Raw genomic sequence first — 17,747 nt, forward strand, 5'->3', positions numbered from 1 at the left:
TTAATCTGTTATTGAGCACCTGATGTTTATTATTTAGATGTTAGGATTTTTCTTAAATGATTAAAGAAAGAAGCTTATCGTTTGATTTTTTGAAAGGGTTGCTTATCTTGCTCGTCATTGTGGGGCATTTATTGCCAGGCAGCGCTGATGTTGGTTTGCGTGGGGCAATATATTATTTCCATATGCCACTTTTTCTAGGGGTGACGGGCTACTTTGTTCGGCGTTATTTTCTTGATGGCGGCGTGATTAGCGTGCTGAAAAAGTATCAGTGGCGAATGATAATTCCTTATGTGTTGGCGTTCGTTGTTTACAGTGTTTATTCTCTTTACTCCTCAGAAGAAGTAGGTTTAAAGCAACTCATCGGTCTGTTTCTTTACCCCTACTATCATCTTTGGTATATCCCAGCAGTGATCATATTTGTGCTATATACTATGGTCATTTATAAGAGTAATTTCTTACTCGGTTTCTTTCTGTTCACTTCCGCCGTATTGTCTATTGTCTGGTACTGTTACGCCGACGCGCTGGAAAACCAATATGCCTGGCTGAAATTCATTGGTGATAAGCGTTTCTATTATTACTACTCCTTCTTTTTATTAGGTTTCCTGGCGGGGGATAAGAGTTTTTACGGTAACCCGCTGGCGTTGTTCGCTATCGCGTTGGCCGTAGGCATATTAGGGTATTATGAACCGAACGGGGCACTGCTGGATGCCGCCTCATGGTTTGTATTCAATGCTGCGCTGTTGTTGTTGATGCTGAGTTTGTGTAAACGCCTGAAGCTGAGAATTGGGGGATTTGTGGTTCAAGTGGGGCAGGTATCGCTACCTATTTATCTTTGGCATGTGTTACCCATTTTGCTTGTCGGAGCAATGGTCGATAAGGATACGTTAGGTTTCTATCTCAGCGTAACGGCCATTATTTTCGCTCTGGTCATCATATTTATCCGCTTGCGTGGCAAAAGCAGATTTATCGACTCTTTCTTTTACGGGGAGAGGGCCAACTGGTTACCCGCTGAAAAATAGAACGTTTGTCCCGGCCGAGGGGACTCGGCCGTCCACTTTTCACGCAAGCCTCTATTAGACAAATTGTTGTCCTCTGGCTCATTGTCTCTTTATATTTTGATTGAGTTTCTATACTCAATACATACTTATTCTTTAGACAAGATAACAGGGGCGATTATGACACAAGTTTGCATAGCTGCGTATGTGTATGGCGTGGTGCAGGGGGTCGGGTTCCGCTATTCCACCCAGCGGCAGGCTGAGGCGCTGGGGGTGACCGGTTATGCGCGCAATCTTGATGACGGCAGCGTCGAGGTGGTGGCCTGCGGCGCACAGGCGCAGGTGGACAAGCTGGTCGAATGGCTGAAACAGGGCGGCCCGCGCAGCGCGCGCGTCGAACGCGTGCTGCTGGAGCCGCAGGGCGTGGCCGATTACGCCGGGTTTGGCATTCGCTATTGAATGCCCGCCTGCCGCGGCGCTGCGGGCGGAGCGGTCAGATGCATTTTACCGGTTTCGGCAATCCGGCGATCTTGGTGGCTTGTTTGGCCGGCCCCTTTGGGAACAGGCGATACAGATAGCGACTGTTGCCTTTTTCTTCGCCGTATTTCTGCGCCATGGCTTTGACCAGCATGCGAATAGCCGGTGAGGTATTAAATTCCTGATAGAAGTCGCGCACGAAGCGTACCACTTCCCAGTGTGCTTCGGTGAGCACGATCTCTTCCTGAGCGGCCAGCAGCGGCGCTAGGCCTTCATGCCAGTCGGCGCTGTTTTTCAAATAGCCCTGCGCGTCAGTGTCGATAACCTGACCTTCAAACTCCAACATACTGCCTCGATAACGGATAATTCGGAACGGCCGCCAGTTTAGCAAATTTTTTCGGCCGCAAAAAACAAAGCCCCGCCGGAGCGGGGCCAGGAAGGCATGCGTAACGTGCAATCAGTTACTGCGGGCGAAGCCCAGAATGCTCAACAGGCTGATGAACATGTTGTAGAGCGACACGTACAGGCTAACGGTGGCGCGAATGTAGTTGGTCTCGCCGCCGTGAATGATGTTGCTGGTTTCCCACAGGATCGCGCCGGCGGAGAACAGGATGAACAGCGCGCTGATAGCCAGGTGCAGGGCAGGGATCTGCAGGAACAGGTTGGCGATCACCGCCACCAGCAGTACCACAAAACCGGCCATCATCATGCCGGACAGGAACGACATGTCTTTACGGGTGGTCAGCACATACGCCGAGCAGCAGAAGAACACCGCTGCGGTGCCGCCCAGCGCCAGCATGATCAGGTCGCCCGCGCCGGCGTTCAGGAACGAGCTGAGAATTGGGCCGAGGGCGTATCCCATGAAGCCGGTCAGCGCGAACGCCGCCAGAATGCCCGCCGGGCTGTTGGCCAGTTTATGGGTCAGGAACATCAGGCCATAGAAACCGACCAGCATCAGCAACAAACCCGGCGCCGGTAGACCCAGCATCGTGCTGGCGGTTGCGGTCAGGGCTGAGAAGGCCAGCGTCAGGGATAACAGGAAATAGGTGTTGCGCAGGACTTTATGCGTGCTGAGCAGCGAGTCGCGCGAAGAAGATGAGACGACAATGCGGTCCATAATGCTCTCTCTTATCAAGCCATCACAAAATAATCCCGATAATAGGCAGCGCAAGCGCTTGATTAAAGTTTGTTTACCAATCTTTACCCTTAGTTATCATTGTTGCAACAGCAGACGCTGCGGATGTGCGTTTGTTCGCCGTTTGCTGCACCTTCGCCGATTTTTCGCGCGGTTGAACGCGCCCGGGCTTTACAAGCGTATGAGGTCTGTTTATAGTGCGCGTCGTTGCGGAGGGGTGGCCGAGTGGCTGAAGGCAACGGTCTTGAAAACCGTCGACGGGAAACCGTTCCAGAGTTCGAATCTCTGCTCCTCCGCCATACATTCTGACCCCGTGCTCTCTGAGCACGGGGTTTTTTGCTTTTGCGTGCGCAGAAACTGGGGCGCTTTTGCAGGAAACGCGATCGGCTATTGATAAGGGCCTCGTATCGGTGAGATTATGCGTTCATCAAGGTCGGCCGCTCGGATGCCTGCTGTTGTCAGGCGTGACCGGTGCGATAATCAACGCCGCCTTATCTATTCCGCTTAATGCTCTATGGAGACAGAGATGAATTGGTATCAAGTCGCCTTATGGACCATGATTTTTCTGAAGTCTGGCGCTTTCCTGGTGTTTGTGTGGTGGTGGATGTTCAAGCGTGCGACCAAACCTTATGTGCGCCCGCAAGACGTCGTGGTAGATGATACGCCGTACGACGAGAATCTCACCATGGAAGAGGTGATGAAAAATCACGGCATCGTCCGTACGGATATGTCGGTAAAATAGCTCCCCCTGCCCAACCGGTATCTGGGGCGCGTTTGCCACGAGTGCGCCCCATTGTGTTTCTTCGCTGCCTCTCTACTCCCCCCTCAACGTCAGCCTGACGGCCAGATTGCCTAAAATGGGCATGGCGCAGGTGCTGAGTAACAACCAACCCGGCTACACGCCGTTCTCGCTGAATATCAGCTGCCAGAATATGCAGCAGGAATGCTCTGCCGATCGCGCCATCTCACTGTTTCACGTCGCCGCCGGCGGCAGCCTGAACAGTCACTTCATCATTGGCATGGGGGCTTATTATTACCCTTATCAGCGCGATGGCGTCACGCAGGGGGAAATCAACACCTCGGCCACGTTGAATATCATCTATCCCTGAGAGGCTCGGGGCTGGGAGAACCGGTGCGCAACCTGCTTCGTTCACCGGTGTTCCGTCGGGCGTTCGAAAATATGCGCGCCGGCGCCCTGTTGGCCCAAAATATCGTTTGGGTTGCGCAGCGGGCAGTCGGTGAGCGACAGGCAGCCGCAGCCGATGCAGCTGTCGAGATGGTCGCGCAGCACCGTCAGCCGCTGAATGCGCTCATCCAGCGTTTTGCGCCAGGCGGAGGACAAAATCCCCCATTGTTCGGAGGTCAGCTTGCTGCCGGTGGGAAAGCGGCCCAGCGTGGCGCGGATCTCCTCCAGCGGAATGCCCGCGCTTTGCGCGATTTTGATCACCGCGATGTAGCGCAAGACCACCGGCGTGTAGCGGCGCTGGTTACCGGCGTTGCGCGTTGCCTGAATCAGCCCCTTACTCTCGTAAAAGTGCAGCGCGGATACCGCCACACCGCTGCGCTTCGCCACTTCCCCCACGGTCAATAGCCGATAGGTGTCAATCGGTTCATTTCTTGCCATTCCACGTTCCTTAGCTTGACCTCAAGTTAACCTGAGGTTTTATAGTGCAGCCAGCCGGGCTTGGCAACCGGCATCTCTTGTCACCTGCCTGCGCTGCGTCGGGGGAAGGATGACTTTGGCTGTAAAATCAGGAAGAAACCGTTACATGATGAAACGATACCTCATTATTGCCGCGCTGCTGGCGACGCTCGCCGTCGCCGCCGTGGCGATGCGTTCCACCGCGCGACAAAACGAAGGCGCGCCGGCCTATCCGCCGGTGAAAGTGGCGCTGGCGCCTGCCGTGCGTGAACAGGCGGCGCGCAGCTATGCCGGCGTGGGCGAGCTGGAGGCGGCCAGCCAGGTGGCAGTGGCAGCGGAGACCAGCGGGCGCATCACGCGCATTTTGTTTGAATCCGGCCAAACGGTGCGGCAGGGACAGCTGCTGGTGCAGCTCAACGATGCGGTCGAGCAGGCTGAGCTGGTGCGCCTGCAGGCGCAATTGCGCAATGCCGATCTGCTGTTGGCGCGTATGCGCAAGCTGATGAACCTCAACGCCACCGCGCGGCAACAGTTGGACGATGCGCTGGCCGAACGGGATATGGCGCTCGGTGCGGTGCAGGAAACGCGGGCCAAAATCGCGCAAAAGGCGATCCGCGCGCCGTTCGCCGGCACCATCGGCATTCGCCGCGTGCATGAAGGGCAATACCTCAACGCCGCCGACGCGGTGGCGAACCTGGTGGACGCCGATACGCTGCGCGTCAACTTCTCGCTGGACGAACAAAGCAGCGCCGGGCTGGCGCTGGGGCAGGCGGTGTCGGTGCAGGTTGGGGCGTATCCCGATCGCGCTTTCCCCGCCGCCATTACCGCTATCGACCCGATGATCGGCAAATCCCGCACCGTGCAGGTGCAGGCGACGTTGACCAACCGCCAAGGGTTGCTGAAGGCCGGCATGTACGCCGGCATTCGCGTCACGCAGCAGCAGCGCGTGGCGGTGTTGACGGTGCCGGAAACGGCGCTGACCTACACGGCCTACGGTGATACCGTGTTCGTGGCGCAGCAGGGTGAAAAGGGCATGACGGTCAAACGGGTTTCGGTCGCCGTGGGTGAGCGCAACGACGGGCGCGTCGAGATCGTCAGCGGCCTGCAGGAAGGCGAGCGGGTGGTGACCTCGGGTCAGCTCAAGCTGAGCGACGGCATGGCGGCCGAACCGGTGGCGCAGGATACGCTGAACGCCGCCCAGGCCGGTTCTTGAGGAGAGACCGATGACATTTACCGATCTGTTCGTGCGCCGGCCGGTGCTGGCGCTGGTGGTCAGCACCCTGATCCTGTTGTTCGGCGCGCTGGCGCTCAGCCAACTCCCGATCCGCCAATACCCGCTGTTGGAAAACTCCACCATCACCATCAGTACCGACTATCCCGGCGCGTCGTCCGAGCTAATGCAGGGCTTTGTCACGCAGCCGATCGCTCAGGCGGTGTCGTCCGTCGAGGGCGTTGACTACCTTTCTTCCTCCTCGGTACAGGGGCGTAGCGTGGTGACGGTGCGCATGGCGCTGAACCGCGATTCGACCCAAGCGTTGACCGAAGTGATGGCCAAGGTCAACCAGGTACGCTACAAGCTGCCGGAGCAGGCTTACGATCCGGTGATTGAGCGCTCCGCCGGTGAAGCTACCGCCGTGGCCTATGTCGGCTTTTCCAGTAAAACGCTGTCCACGCCGGCGCTGAGCGAATACCTGACGCGGGTGGTGGAGCCGATGTTCACCACTATCGATGGCGTCGCCAAGGTGGAAGTGTTCGGCGGGCAAAAAATGGCGATGCGCCTGTGGCTGGACAGCGATCGGCTGGCCGGCCGCGGCCTAACCGCCGCCGACGTGGCCGACGCGGTGCGGCGCAACAACTACCAGGCGGCACCGGGCAAGGTGAAAGGGCAGTATGTGGTTGCCAACGTGCGGGTGAATACCGATCTCACCAGCGTGGAGGAGTTTCGCAATCTGGTGGTGCGCAACGACGGCAACGGCCTGGTGCGCCTGAAAGACGTCGGCACCGTCGAGCTGGGCGCGGCGGCCACGGAAACCAGCGCGCTGATGGATGGCGAACCGGCGGTGTTCCTCGGCGTCTTCCCCACGCCGACCGGCAACCCGCTGGTGATCGTCGACGGCATTCGTCACCTGATGCCGGCGATCGACAAGATGCAGCCGCCGGGCGTGAAAATGGCGCTGGCGTTCGAAACCGCACGCTTTATCCAGGCCTCGATTGATGAAGTGGTGCACACCCTGATCGAAGCGCTGGCGATCGTGGTGGCGGTGATCTACCTGTGTCTGGGATCGCTGCGCACCGTGCTGATCCCGGTGGTGACCATTCCGCTGTCGATCCTTGGCGCCGCCGGGCTGATGCTGGCCTTCGGCTTCAGCGTCAACTTGCTGACGCTGCTGGCGATGGTTTTGGCGATCGGTCTGGTGGTGGACGACGCCATCGTGGTGGTGGAGAACGTGCATCGTCATATCGAAGAAGGGAAAACGCCGCTGGCGGCGGCGATGATCGGCGCGCGCGAAGTGGCGGGGCCGGTGATCGCCATGACCCTGACGCTGGCGGCGGTCTACGCGCCGATCGGCCTGATGGGCGGTCTGACCGGCGCGCTGTTTCGCGAGTTCGCGCTGACGCTGGCCGGCGCGGTGGTGGTGTCCGGCGTGGTGGCGCTGACGTTGTCGCCGGTAATGAGTTCGCTCCTGCTGCCGGCCAAACAGAGCGAAGGGCGCGTGGCGCGCGCCGCCGAGTGGTTCTTCGGTGGCCTGACGCGGCGCTATGCGCGCGCGCTGGATTTTTCGCTGCACCACCGTTGGGTGACCGGCGCGCTGGCGCTGCTGGTGATGATCAGTCTGCCGCTGCTGTACCTGATGCCGCAGCGCGAGCTGGCGCCGACGGAGGATCAGGCCATCGTACTGACCGCCATCAAAGCGCCGCAGCATGCCAACCTGAACTATGTCGAACGCTTTGCCTACAAGCTGGACGAGGTTTACAACCGCATGCCGGAAACCGAAAGCCGCTGGATCATCAACGGCAGCGACGGCACGGCGTCCGGCATCGGCGGCATCAACCTGACGCTGTGGCAGGCGCGCCAGCGCTCGGCGTCGGCGGTGCAGGCCGATCTGCAGCGGGCGGTGAACGACGTCGAAGGCACCAGCATTTTCGCCTTCCAACTGCCCGCGCTGCCGGGCTCCACCGGCGGGCTGCCGGTGCAGATGGTGCTGCGCACGCCGCAGGACTACCCGCAACTGTACCGCACCCTGGAAGAGGTGAAGCAGAACGCCAGAAACAGCGGCCTGTTTATGGTGGTGGACAGCGATCTGGACTACAACAACCCGCTGGCGGAGGTGCATATCGATCGCGCCAAGGCCAACAGCCTGGGGATCCGCATGAGTGACATCGGCGAATCGCTGGCGGTGCTGGTGGGAGAGAACTACCTCAACCGCTTCGGTATGGACGGGCGCGCCTATGACGTCATCCCGCAGAGCCTGCGCGAACAGCGGCTGACGCCGCAGGCGCTGGCGCGGCAGTACGTCCGCACGCAGGACAATACGCTGGTGCCGCTCTCCACCGTGGTGTCGGTGGCCGTTAAGGTCGAACCGAACAAGCTGACCCAGTTTAACCAGCAGAACGCCGCCACCCTGCAGGCCATTCCCGCACCCGGCGTTTCGATGGGCGAAGCGGTGGCCTTCCTCGAACGGCAGGCCAATGCGCTGCCGGCCGAATTTAGCCACGACTGGCAGGGGGATTCGCGCCAATATACCCAGGAAGGCAGCGCGCTGGCGTTCGCGTTCCTGGCGGCGTTGGTGATCATCTACCTGGTGCTGGCGGCGCAGTATGAGAGCCTGAAGGATCCGCTGATCATCCTCATCACCGTGCCGCTGTCGATCTGCGGCGCCTTGCTGCCGCTGGCGCTGGGTTACGCCACGATGAACATCTATACCCAAGTCGGGCTGGTGACCCTGATCGGGCTGATCAGCAAGCACGGTATTCTGATGGTGGAGTTCGCCAACGAACTGCAGATGCATCAGGGGCTGACGCGGCGCGCCGCGATTTTGCAGGCGGCGCAAATTCGCCTGCGGCCGGTGCTGATGACCACCGGGGCGATGGTGTTCGGCTTGATCCCGCTGCTGTTCGCCAGCGGCGCCGGGGCTGCCAGCCGCTTCGGCCTGGGGCTGGTGATCGTGTCCGGCATGCTGGTGGGCACGCTGTTCACCCTGTTTGTGCTGCCGACGGTGTACACACTGTTGGCGCGCGATCACGCGGTGGCGTCGCCCCGGCAGCGTGAGTTGGCCGCCGCGCAAAAGGCGCTGACGGAATAAACCGCCGGCGTCCGTATGAAAAATAAACCCGCCTCGGCGGGTTTTTTCGTCAGTTTTTGCAGCCCATCAGGTCCGGCAGGACGCCGGGCTTGCTCTTCAGCGAAGCCTGTACGTCGTCCGGCAGACCGGCCCAGATGATCAGGCCGGTACGTTTCTCGATCTCGTCCACCGTCACGCGGAATTGGCAGAAATCGGCGCCCTTCGGCGTGTTCTGATCGAACAGGAAAGCGGCATAGTGGTTTACCGCTGGGCTGTTGTTGATGAAAATCACCTTCCAGTAGGCGCTGGGGATGGTGTGCGCTTTCTGGGTGCCCGGCAGTTTGCCCATATCGCGCTCATACAACGGCCCGGTCACGGTATAGACCGAGGAGATGTCGGCGCGATCGATCAGCTTGCGTTCCTGATCTTCCAGCCGCGCCCAGGCGCCCTGGTTAAGATCGGACTTTTGCGGCGTGATGTTGGACAGGTAGTTCAGCGATTCCCAGTCGGAAACGCCCGCCAGCGAGGCCAGCGGCGCCTGATGACCGCGATCGACCTTCAGCGCCGCGTTGGCGCCGGTGTAATCGGCGGGCGCCAGGGTGTCGGCCGGATTGAGCGCCGGGTCGGTTTTCCAGTTGCGCGTCTTGCCGCTGGCCGGCGTGTCTTTGGTGATGTGATAGGCCACCCAGTTGGCGAACTTGGTTGTGCTGTTGTTGTTCAACGTATAAGCATGACGCACGATCGACACGTTGCTGCTGCCGCCGGTCGGGCAGCCGACCGCGCAGTTGTCGATGGATTCGAGCGTGTCGGCCGACGCCTGTGCGGCGAACAGCAGGGCGGCCAGGGCCAACATATTGTTGTTAAAGCGCATATTCATATCCTCAATAAGTTAAAAAATACTGTATATATTTACAGTAAATTAAACTTATCGCAGTGAAACGAATACAACAATGCAACATATTCATGTTGTGAATGTGTCAGTCATAGTACAGCCATGCTGCACGTAAAATGCGGCAAAAATGAAAACGGCGTCCAACAGACGCCGTTTCAAAGGGGGGAGAATTACTCCAGCAGGTCGTTGACCGTGCGGCGCACATAGTGCGTCATTTGCGCCAGATCGTCCGGCGACACCGGGCCGCCGCCGGCGCGCACCACCTGCTGTTCGATCTGGGCGATCTCTTGCTCGACCTTGTTGGCGATTTGCACTTTGACTATCTTGTCCACCGAAGACAGCAGCACCTTCAAGACCACTTTCAGCGCGATGTTCTCGCAGAACGAGTCGTAGTGATGAACCGGCGGCGGCGGGGCCGGAGCCGGCTCGGGCGCGCGCGGAGCCAGAGCCTTGAAGCTGTCTACATTTTCAATAATAAGATCCATGTCTCTTATTAGTTCATCAAAATCTTTAGACACTGACTTATTCCCTTCGCTGTGCGCAAAAAACAGAACGCCCGTCCTCGGGCTGAAAGCGGATGAGCGACGGGCAGAACGAATTCGGGCCTGGCCTTCAGACGCTGAATGGCCGGGGGACGGGCATTCTAACCTTGCGGCGGGTCGGCAACAAGATGGGGCCGTGCGAATGCGCGGCCCTTTGAATCACAGGCGCAGGAGGGTGCTTAACTTTTCAGCTTGGCGGTGATTTTTGCCACGTGCTCGCCCTGATAGCGGGCAATGGTCAACTCTTCGTTGCTCGGTTGCCGCGAACCGTCGGCGCCGGCGATGGTGGTGGCGCCATACGGGGTGCCGCCGCGTACCTGCGAAACGTCAAACAGCTCTGGCGTGGCATAGCCGATCGGCACGATGATGAAACCGTGGTGCGCCAGCGTGGTCCAGGTGGAACTGATGGTGTGTTCCTGGCCGCCGCCGGTGCCGGTAGAGGAGAAGACGCTGCCTACCTTGCCGTACAACGCGCCGGAAGCCCACAGGCCGCCGGTCTGATCGAGGAAGGTGCGCATCTGCCCGGCCATATTGCCGAAGCGGGTCGGCGTGCCGAAGATAATGCCGTCATAGTCCGCCAGCTCCTGCGGGCTGGCGATCGGCGCCTGCTGATGTTGTTTGCCCCCGGCTTTGGCAAAGGCCTCCGGCGTCATGGTTTCCGGCACGCGTTTAATCGTCACGTCCACGCCGTTAACCCGATTCGCGCCTTCGGCCACCGCCTGCGCCAGGTGTTCGATATGGCCGTACATTGAGTAATAAAGCACCAACACTTTCGTCATGTTCCGTACTCCCGCTCAGATGATTAACAAAAACCCTTGATAAGCATAGAAGCGAATGACGAATTTGGTTTTGTCGAATGGCGGATTCAGGGCAAGCGCCGCAGCTTGTGCGCCAGCCGCTGTTCCTGCCAGCGGCTGAAGACATTGCGTAGCAGCAGGGTGCGCACCGCCCGCATGACCAGCGCGAGGCTCATGCCGCCGATCGCCCACAGCGACCAGAGATATTGCGGGTGGGTAAACCCATTGATGGCGAACAACATCACGCCAATCACGGCGAAACGCACCGCCATGCTCAGCAGTTTGCCTTCTGCCGCGACCTGGCGACGAATACGCTGTTCGTCAGGCGTCTCCTCCTCCATTACCTGTTGCGGCTGCGCATTGAGATCGCTGACCTGCACGCCCAGCGCGGCAGCGATCGCGGTCAAGGTTTCCAGGCTGGCCTGTTCACCGTTTTCAATCCGCTGGACGGTGCGGGTGCTGAGGCCGGCGATCGTCGCCAGCTGCTCCTGCGACCAGCCTTTTTCCAGACGTAATGGCCTGATGCGGTACTTTTGCATGGTGCACTCCTGAGTTCGCTGTCACTTTCATTCAGTGTAGGGCGAGCGGGGTGGCGGCGCCACGACAGCGGCACGACAGCGAGACGACATCCGCCGCCGGCGCGGGCCGGCGGGCAGTCAGAAGGCGACGTTGCGGATAAAGCGCAGGGGCTGGTCGCCGTGGTTGGCGTAAGCGTAGCGTTGATCGCTGTTGAAGGTTTGCGCGGCGCCGGCGGTGAGCGTCAGCGTATCTTGTTCCAGCTCCAGCGTCAGGGTACCGGCAATCACGTAGATCATTTCGCTCCAGCCTTCGGCGTCCGGCGCAGAGTCATAGCGCTCGCCCGGCATCAGCGTCCATTCCCACAGCTCGGCCCGCTGCCGCGCCGGTACGCTGGCGGCGAACAGCGCCTGGCTGCCCGGCTTCGCGCCTTGCCAGGCCAGTTCCCCCACCAGATGGCTGCCGCGCGCTTCCGGCGCCTGGATCAGATCGGTGAAGGAAATCGTCAGGGCGGCGGCGATCTTATCGAGCACCGCCAGGCTGACGTTGCGATCGCCGGCCTCGATGCCCGCCAGCATGCGGCGGCTGACGCCGGAAAGCTCGGCCAGCGCCATCTGGCTCAGGCCCGCCCGTTGGCGGTATCCGCGCAGGTTGCTGCTCAGGTACTGCAGCACCTTGGGGGGATCGGTTTTTGCGTTATGCGCCGTATTGCTCATCGCCGGACTTTATCTCATACTGGCAGGATCTGTGCATTATATTGCACTCAGCAGGAAGGGCAAGCCGGTGTCAGCAGCAAAAAAATCCTTTATTTCCACCGTGGTTCCGCAAATCAGGCTGCCGGAGGCGGTGTTGATTTTCATCACCATGATCTGGGGCGGCACCTTTTTGGCGGTGCATCATGCGATGCAGGTCAGCGGGCCGTTCTTTTTCGTCGGCCTGCGTTTCGCCACCGCCACGCTGGCGCTGACCCTGTTTTCGCTGCGCGTGTTGCGCGGCCTGACCCTGTATGAACTGAAGGCGGGCGGGCTGATTGGGCTGGCGATCATGTTCGGCTACAGCATGCAAACCGTCGGCCTGCAGACCATCACCAGCAGCCAATCGGCGTTTATCACCGCCATGTACGTGCCGATCGTGCCACTGTTGCAATGGTTGGTGCTGGGGCGGTTCCCCGGCATTATGTCGTGGATCGGCATTCTGCTGGCCTTTACCGGCCTGATGCTGCTGGCGGCGCCGAGCAGCACCGACATGACGCTGAGCCTCGGCGAAATTCTGACGCTGGCCGGCACCCTGGGCATGGCGGCAGAGATCATTTTGATCGGCGCTTTCGCCGGCAAGGTGAATATCCGCCGGGTGACCATCGTGCAGCTGGCGACCGCCTCGCTGGCTTCATTTTTGATGATGGCACCGACCGGCGAGTCGCCGCCGCCGTATTCGGATTACCTGCTGTACAGCGCCATTGGGCTGGGGCTGGCCAGCGCCTTGATTCAGCTGACCATGAACTGGGCGCAGCGCAGCGTTTCGCCGACGCGGGCCACGGTGATTTACGCCGGCGAACCGGTCTGGGCGGGCATCGTCGGGCGGTTGGCCGGGGAGCGTTTGCCGGGCGTGGCGTTATTGGGGGGCGCGTTGATCGTGATTGGGGTGGTGGTCAGCGAACTGCGCGTGCGGCGCAAGGATAAAGCGGCGGTGGCGACGGAAGCGGATTAGCGCAGAGGCACAAAAAGAAGTAAGGGGCGGAGATATCCGCCCCTTTTTGCATCACGCGGTTTTCTTCTTGCGCAGGAACACGTAAGACAGGCCGAGCACGATGAACCACAGCGGGGTGACGATCAGCGCCTGGCGGGTGTCTTCGCGCAGCGAAAGCAGCACCAGCACGAACACGAAGAACGCCATGCACACCCAGCACATCAGCTTGCCGGCAGGCATCTTGTAGATCGATTTCTGGTGCAGCGCCGGGCGCTGTTTACGGTAGACCAGGTACGAACACAGGATGATGGTCCAGACGAACATGAACAGAATCGCCGATACGGTGGTCACCAGGGTGAAGACCGTCATCACGTTCGGGATCAGATAAATCAGCACCACGCCGCCCAGCAGGCAGATGCAGGAGAAGGTGAGGCCGTTGGCCGGCACCGCGCGCTTGGACAGGTTGGCGAACGATTTCGGCGCGTCGCCTTCCTGCGCCAGCCCGAACAGCATGCGGCTGGTGGAGAACACGCCGCTGTTGGCGGAAGAGGCGGCGGAGGTCAGCACCACGAAGTTGATCACGCTGGCCGCAGCCGGCAGGCCGATCAGCACGAACAATTCAACGAACGGGCTCTTGTCCGCCACCACGGAATTCCACGGCGTCACCGACATGATGACGATCAGGGCGAACACGTAGAACATGATGATGCGGATAGGAATCGAGTTGATGGCGCGCGGCAGCGATTTCTCCGGATCCTTGGTTTCTGCGGCGGTGGTGCCCACCAGCTCAATGCCGACGAAGGCGAATACCGCAATCTGGAAGCCGGCGAAGAAGCCGCTGATGCCTTTCGGGAACATGCCGCCGTCATTCCACAGATGGGTGAATGAGGCCACGGTGCCGGTCGGCGACTGGAACTGCATGGCGATCATCACCAGCCCGGCGACGATCAGCCCGACGATGGCGACGATTTTGATCATCGCAAACCAGAACTCCATTTCGCCGAACATCTTCACGGTCGCCAGGTTAAGGCCAAGCAGCAACAGCACGCACAGCAGCGAAGCGATCCATTGCGACAGCCCGGGGAACCAGAACTGGGCGTAGGCGGTGATCGCCACGACGTCGGCGATGCCGGTGACCACCCAGCAGAACCAGTAGGTCCAGCCGGTGAAGAACCCGGCCCACGGGCCGAGCAGATCCGCAGCGAAATCGCTGAACGATTTGTATTCCAGGTTGGACAGCAGCAGCTCGCCCATGGCGCGCATCACGAAGAACAGCATAAAGCCGATGATCATGTACACGAAGATGATCGAAGGGCCGGCCAGGCTGATGGTTTTACCGGAGCCCATAAACAGGCCGGTGCCGATGGCGCCGCCGATGGCGATCAGTTGAATATGTCGGTTAGTGAGGTTTCGCCGTAGATGATCTTCTGAAGCGGGCGTCGCGTCAGTCGCTATTTTAGAGTGATCTACCATCTGATGATGTCCTGTTTTACCTGTCATTAGTGAAGTCGTGAGCTCTGAAGTGGCTCTTTTTTATACATTTATCCGGTTGGTCCGGCTTTAGTAAGGTAGTGCAATAACGCCACCTTTGTGCAACATGTTTACAACATTTATACGCGGGATAAAAGTCGAACAATCTTTACACGGAGGAGGCAAATCGGACGTTCAGGGAGCGGAAGATTACTCTTCAAAAGATGGGATGAACAGACCTTATGCGGCTTATCTCGTTGATTAAACAAAGGGTTGCAAAATTCGCATGAGAAAAAGTAATGAGTGTAAGCGTTTGACAGCGATGGCGGCGAAGAGGGCAATTTACCTCGTTGGGTCGTTAGCTCAGTCGGTAGAGCCGTTGACTCTTAATCCATGGGCCACAGGTTCGAACCCTGTACGACCCACCAACCAAATCAGCGTGTTACGCCCAGGCTTTTCTCTGCTTGTTTCCTCATTGCGCCGTTTTAAGCGCGCTTTTTGCAAAAAAATTCGCATTTTTCGACTGATGTTCAGAAAGGTGATCTGGCGCAAACTGCGGTGTTGCACCGCAGTTTATACGGCAAGAGAGGCTGTGCGCTGGCGCAACGTCGGCGCATGGAGCGGTCATTTGCCCAAGAATCTTTCAGGTCAAGATGCGGGGAATACATGCGCAGCCGACATCAAGAGCAGCGCCCAGGCGGCGGCCGAGAGCGCGGCGGTGGCATAGACGCGCCCCAGCGGCAGCTTCAGCATGCCGGCCATCAGCGGTACGGTATAGCGCATTACCGCCAGAAAACGCGAGGCGAACAGCAACGGCAGCCCTCTTTTTTGCAGGGCGCGCTGGGCTTTGCGCAGAGGCGCATGAAAACGCGCCGGTAGCCGGCTGCCAAGATCGCGGCGGCATAGCAGCGCGCCGCAGTGGAACGACAAGATCGATCCCAGCGCGGCCCCGAGGGTGATGGCCGCCCAAACGGCGCCGACAGGCAGCGCGTGCTTGCCCGCAACGATGCCCATCAGCAGCGTGACCGAGGCGGGCGGCAGGACGGAGGAAACGAAGATCACGGATTTACCCAGCGCAAACAGGAAAATCAGCAGCAGCAACATCTCTGGATTCGGGCTGTATTTGGCGATAATGTGTGTCAATTCATTCATTTAACACCTGTGGGCGAGAGGGCTGAGTGCCAGTGTCCCATCCACAGGTTCAATAATGGCTAAATAACGCGCCGCTATCCGGCAATCTCTGCGTCTTGCTTGCGCACGTCGGCGCGCCGGTTTTTGAGCGCCCACAACAGCGCGGCGCACAGCAGTGCAAAGGCGGCCAGCACCAGCGGCCCGGCATGCGGGCTGTGAAAACGCTGTTCCGCCTCGGTGCGGATCAGCGGGGCTAAAAAGCTGAACGCCGCGCCGAGCGTGGTGCAAAAGCCGATGCCAGCCGCCAGCGCCGGGCCGGTGAGCAGCTGCGCGGGAAACGTCCAGAAAATCGGCTGTACCGCCAGAAAACTGACTGCGCAGCAGCTCAGGGCGACGATAGCGAGCAGAGGGCCGGCATAGGAAGAAACCACCAACCCCAGCGCCGCCGCGACCATGCACCCGACGGCGATCGGTAATCTTCTGGCGGTGTTTCTGTCGGCATAGCGCGGCAGGAAATAGACGCCCAGCGCGGAGAACGCCCAGGGAATGGCGGCCACCAGCGAGGCCTTGAAGCCGAGATGGGTGCCCATCAGCGAGGCGACCTGCGACGGCAGGAAAAACATCAGGCCGTACACGCCGATCTGCAGGGTGCCGTAGATCAACGCCAGATGCCAAACTTTGCCGCTTCTCATCGCCGCTTTGACGCTGCTGGTTTCGGTTTGCTGCTGTTCGGCGGCCAACTGTGCGACCAGCGCCGTGCGTTCTTCCTCAGTCAAAAAGCGAGCCTGCCGTGGGTTATCGTCGAGATAGAAAAAGGCGAAGATGCCGAGGGCGACGGCCGGCAGCCCTTCCAGCACGAACATCCAGAACCAGCCGGGTTTACCCAACACGCCGTGCATCTCCAGCAATGCCCCCGACAGCGGTGAGCCGAGCGTCAGGGCCGCCGGCACGCCGAGCACGAAAATGCCAATGACCGAGGCGCGCACCTTATTGGGAAAATAGATCGACGCCAGCAGCAGGATGCCGGGATAAAAGCCGGCTTCGGCGATCCCCAGTAGAAACCGCAGGGCGATAAATTGCTGTTCGTTGGTCACCAGCCCGGTGCAGGCCGACAGCGCCCCCCATAACGCAGTGGTGGCGCTGAGCCAGCGTTTGGCGCCCCAGCGGTTCATCAGCAGGTTGGCCGGGATGCCGAACAGCGCATAGGCGGCAAAAAATATCCCGGCACCCAATGCAAAGGCGGATTGCGACAGCGCGATATCGATGGCCATCGCGTCCTTGGCAAAGCCGACGTTAACCCTGTCGATAAACGCGATGAAGTACATGGCGAACATCAAGGGCACCAGCCTGTGCCAGGTTTTGCGGATGGCGGCGTTGAGCGCTGGAGCGGCATAAGTGGCGTGATTCACTGGCGGTAACCTCTCTTCTGAGAATGACAAACGTCGGTCATAAGGACCGTCCTGGTGCCGTTGCCCTCAACACGACGGTTACAGCGGATTTTTTTCGTGAGTTTTAAAGGTCTAAAGGACTAATGGTCAGGCCTTTAAAGGCGAAAAAAACGCCGCGTATCGGGTCGGCAGGCTGATGCAAACATCACCATGGTGAATGGTGTGTTGCTTTTTTGTTAACCAAACGTTCACACAGGGCTATGGCGCGTTCAAGCGCTTTGATCGAGATCTGTGTGCGCTATCACCGAATTGGCAACCCAGTGATAGACCTGGAGTAGGTCGCTTTCATCTCGAGAGGGAGGACGATAAGGTGAGGCACGGCAAAACAGAATGCAGGAGCGCAACATGCTGAAGGTCATCGCTGAAGATTTTATTCACCCGGAACACATTGAAACCGTTATGCCATGGTATCGCGAGCTGGTGGAGAAAACCCGTCAAGAGCCGCTGTGCATCCGTTATGAGCTGTGCATCGACCAGCAGGACCCCGGGCATTTTATTTTTATCGAAAGCTGGCCGGATCGCGCCGCCCTGGATGCGCATTGTCAGACCGAGCATTTCACCCGGCTGGTGCCGCAGATCAATCACTATCAGCGCAAGCCTTGTACCTTCCTGTTTATGCACGCATTTCCTGAAACAGGTGATAAATGACGAAAAAATCCCCGCAGGGGGCGGGGTCAATGGCTTCTCACTACTGTCTTCTTGTGATTAAAAAATAGGCTGGTAATGATTTTCA

19 protein-coding genes and 2 tRNA genes are annotated in these 17,747 nt (G+C 59.2%); 10 read left to right on the forward strand and 11 right to left on the reverse strand.

The features are described from left to right. The first annotated feature begins 56 nt into the window (after nt 1-56). Together QDT79_RS13050 and yccX are read left to right on the forward strand one after the other, a co-directional pair. Nucleotides 57-1,019, forward strand: coding sequence for an acyltransferase family protein (locus QDT79_RS13050; protein WP_308316593.1), 963 nt, complete (start codon nt 57-59; stop codon nt 1,017-1,019). 156 nt (nt 1,020-1,175) lie between these two features. Next, entirely contained in the window at nt 1,176-1,454 is a 279-nt protein-coding gene (gene yccX / locus QDT79_RS13055) for an acylphosphatase (RefSeq protein ID WP_063989463.1), read from the forward strand. Between the two features lie 34 nt (nt 1,455-1,488). On the opposite strand, the gene tusE is transcribed toward yccX, so the two are convergent. Beyond that, entirely contained in the window at nt 1,489-1,818 is a 330-nt protein-coding gene (gene tusE / locus QDT79_RS13060; protein ID WP_004928095.1) for a sulfurtransferase TusE, read from the reverse strand. 111 nt (nt 1,819-1,929) lie between these two features. Beyond that, nucleotides 1,930-2,589, reverse strand: a complete 660-nt coding sequence (yccA, locus tag QDT79_RS13065) for an FtsH protease modulator YccA (RefSeq protein WP_004928091.1) — start codon at nt 2,587-2,589, stop codon at nt 1,930-1,932. A 229-nt stretch (nt 2,590-2,818) separates the two neighbouring features. Between yccA and QDT79_RS13070 the strand changes: the two genes are divergently transcribed. From QDT79_RS13070 to QDT79_RS13080, 3 genes are all read left to right on the forward strand, one after another. Continuing rightward, nucleotides 2,819-2,906 (forward strand) — tRNA-Ser (locus tag QDT79_RS13070). 227 nt (nt 2,907-3,133) lie between these two features. Beyond that, nucleotides 3,134-3,349: a hypothetical protein gene (locus QDT79_RS13075; protein WP_016928277.1), complete on the forward strand. Its 216-nt coding sequence runs from the start codon at nt 3,134-3,136 to the stop codon at nt 3,347-3,349. Nucleotides 3,350-3,464: 115 nt separating this feature from the next. Further along, nucleotides 3,465-3,716 carry a hypothetical protein gene (locus QDT79_RS13080; protein WP_063989465.1) on the forward strand — a complete coding sequence of 84 codons (252 nt, stop codon included), beginning with the start codon at nt 3,465-3,467 and terminating at the stop codon, nt 3,714-3,716. A 41-nt stretch (nt 3,717-3,757) separates the two neighbouring features. Here QDT79_RS13080 and soxR read toward each other — a convergent pair whose 3' ends face one another. After that, nucleotides 3,758-4,231, reverse strand: coding sequence for a redox-sensitive transcriptional activator SoxR (soxR, locus tag QDT79_RS13085; protein ID WP_063989466.1), 474 nt, complete (start codon nt 4,229-4,231; stop codon nt 3,758-3,760). A 145-nt stretch (nt 4,232-4,376) separates the two neighbouring features. Here soxR and QDT79_RS13090 point away from each other — a divergent pair, with 145 nt between their 5' ends. Both QDT79_RS13090 and QDT79_RS13095 read left to right on the forward strand, forming a co-directional pair. Next, a complete protein-coding gene (locus tag QDT79_RS13090) occupies nt 4,377-5,462 on the forward strand; it encodes an efflux RND transporter periplasmic adaptor subunit (RefSeq protein WP_063989467.1) in 1,086 nt (361 codons plus the stop codon). Nucleotides 5,463-5,472: 10 nt separating this feature from the next. Continuing rightward, complete coding sequence (locus QDT79_RS13095; RefSeq protein WP_107227740.1) at nt 5,473-8,553, forward strand: MexW/MexI family multidrug efflux RND transporter permease subunit; 3,081 nt, start codon at nt 5,473-5,475, stop codon at nt 8,551-8,553. Nucleotides 8,554-8,602: 49 nt separating this feature from the next. On the opposite strand, the gene QDT79_RS13100 is transcribed toward QDT79_RS13095, so the two are convergent. The 5 genes from QDT79_RS13100 to QDT79_RS13120 all read right to left on the reverse strand — a co-directional run bounded on the left by QDT79_RS13100 (nt 8,603) and on the right by QDT79_RS13120 (nt 11,995). Further along, nucleotides 8,603-9,403, reverse strand: a complete 801-nt coding sequence (locus QDT79_RS13100; RefSeq protein ID WP_308316594.1) for a DNA/RNA non-specific endonuclease — start codon at nt 9,401-9,403, stop codon at nt 8,603-8,605. Between the two features lie 191 nt (nt 9,404-9,594). After that, complete coding sequence (locus tag QDT79_RS13105; protein WP_016928271.1) at nt 9,595-9,909, reverse strand: hypothetical protein; 315 nt, start codon at nt 9,907-9,909, stop codon at nt 9,595-9,597. Between the two features lie 236 nt (nt 9,910-10,145). After that, nucleotides 10,146-10,745 (reverse strand): NAD(P)H:quinone oxidoreductase, encoded by a 600-nt coding sequence (wrbA, locus tag QDT79_RS13110; RefSeq protein ID WP_063989470.1) that lies wholly within the window; start codon nt 10,743-10,745, stop codon nt 10,146-10,148. 86 nt (nt 10,746-10,831) lie between these two features. Then, nucleotides 10,832-11,302, reverse strand: coding sequence for a helix-turn-helix domain-containing protein (locus QDT79_RS13115; protein ID WP_063989471.1), 471 nt, complete (start codon nt 11,300-11,302; stop codon nt 10,832-10,834). 117 nt (nt 11,303-11,419) lie between these two features. After that, a complete protein-coding gene (locus tag QDT79_RS13120) occupies nt 11,420-11,995 on the reverse strand; it encodes a helix-turn-helix domain-containing protein (protein WP_063989472.1) in 576 nt (191 codons plus the stop codon). Nucleotides 11,996-12,062: 67 nt separating this feature from the next. Here QDT79_RS13120 and QDT79_RS13125 point away from each other — a divergent pair, with 67 nt between their 5' ends. Beyond that, a complete protein-coding gene (locus tag QDT79_RS13125) occupies nt 12,063-12,986 on the forward strand; it encodes a DMT family transporter (RefSeq protein WP_063989473.1) in 924 nt (307 codons plus the stop codon). A 51-nt stretch (nt 12,987-13,037) separates the two neighbouring features. Here the strand turns inward: QDT79_RS13125 and cycA are convergent, their stop codons facing one another. Continuing rightward, nucleotides 13,038-14,438, reverse strand: coding sequence for a D-serine/D-alanine/glycine transporter (cycA, locus tag QDT79_RS13130; protein WP_107227744.1), 1,401 nt, complete (start codon nt 14,436-14,438; stop codon nt 13,038-13,040). 349 nt (nt 14,439-14,787) lie between these two features. Here cycA and QDT79_RS13135 point away from each other — a divergent pair. After that, nucleotides 14,788-14,863: transfer RNA gene (locus tag QDT79_RS13135), tRNA-Lys, on the forward strand. A gap of 220 nt (nt 14,864-15,083) precedes the next feature. Here QDT79_RS13135 and QDT79_RS13140 read toward each other — a convergent pair. Together QDT79_RS13140 and QDT79_RS13145 are read right to left on the reverse strand one after the other, a co-directional pair. Then, nucleotides 15,084-15,587: a DedA family protein gene (locus QDT79_RS13140; RefSeq protein ID WP_107227745.1), complete on the reverse strand. Its 504-nt coding sequence runs from the start codon at nt 15,585-15,587 to the stop codon at nt 15,084-15,086. Nucleotides 15,588-15,661: 74 nt separating this feature from the next. After that, nucleotides 15,662-16,975: an MFS transporter gene (locus QDT79_RS13145; RefSeq protein WP_107227746.1), complete on the reverse strand. Its 1,314-nt coding sequence runs from the start codon at nt 16,973-16,975 to the stop codon at nt 15,662-15,664. Between the two features lie 384 nt (nt 16,976-17,359). Between QDT79_RS13145 and QDT79_RS13150 the strand changes: the two genes are divergently transcribed. Continuing rightward, a complete protein-coding gene (locus QDT79_RS13150) occupies nt 17,360-17,662 on the forward strand; it encodes a putative quinol monooxygenase (protein WP_130017657.1) in 303 nt (100 codons plus the stop codon). Nucleotides 17,663-17,747: the final 85 nt, after the last annotated feature.

The organism is Serratia marcescens, assembly GCF_029846115.1.
GTDB classification, from domain to species: Bacteria; Pseudomonadota; Gammaproteobacteria; order Enterobacterales; family Enterobacteriaceae; genus Serratia; species Serratia marcescens_L.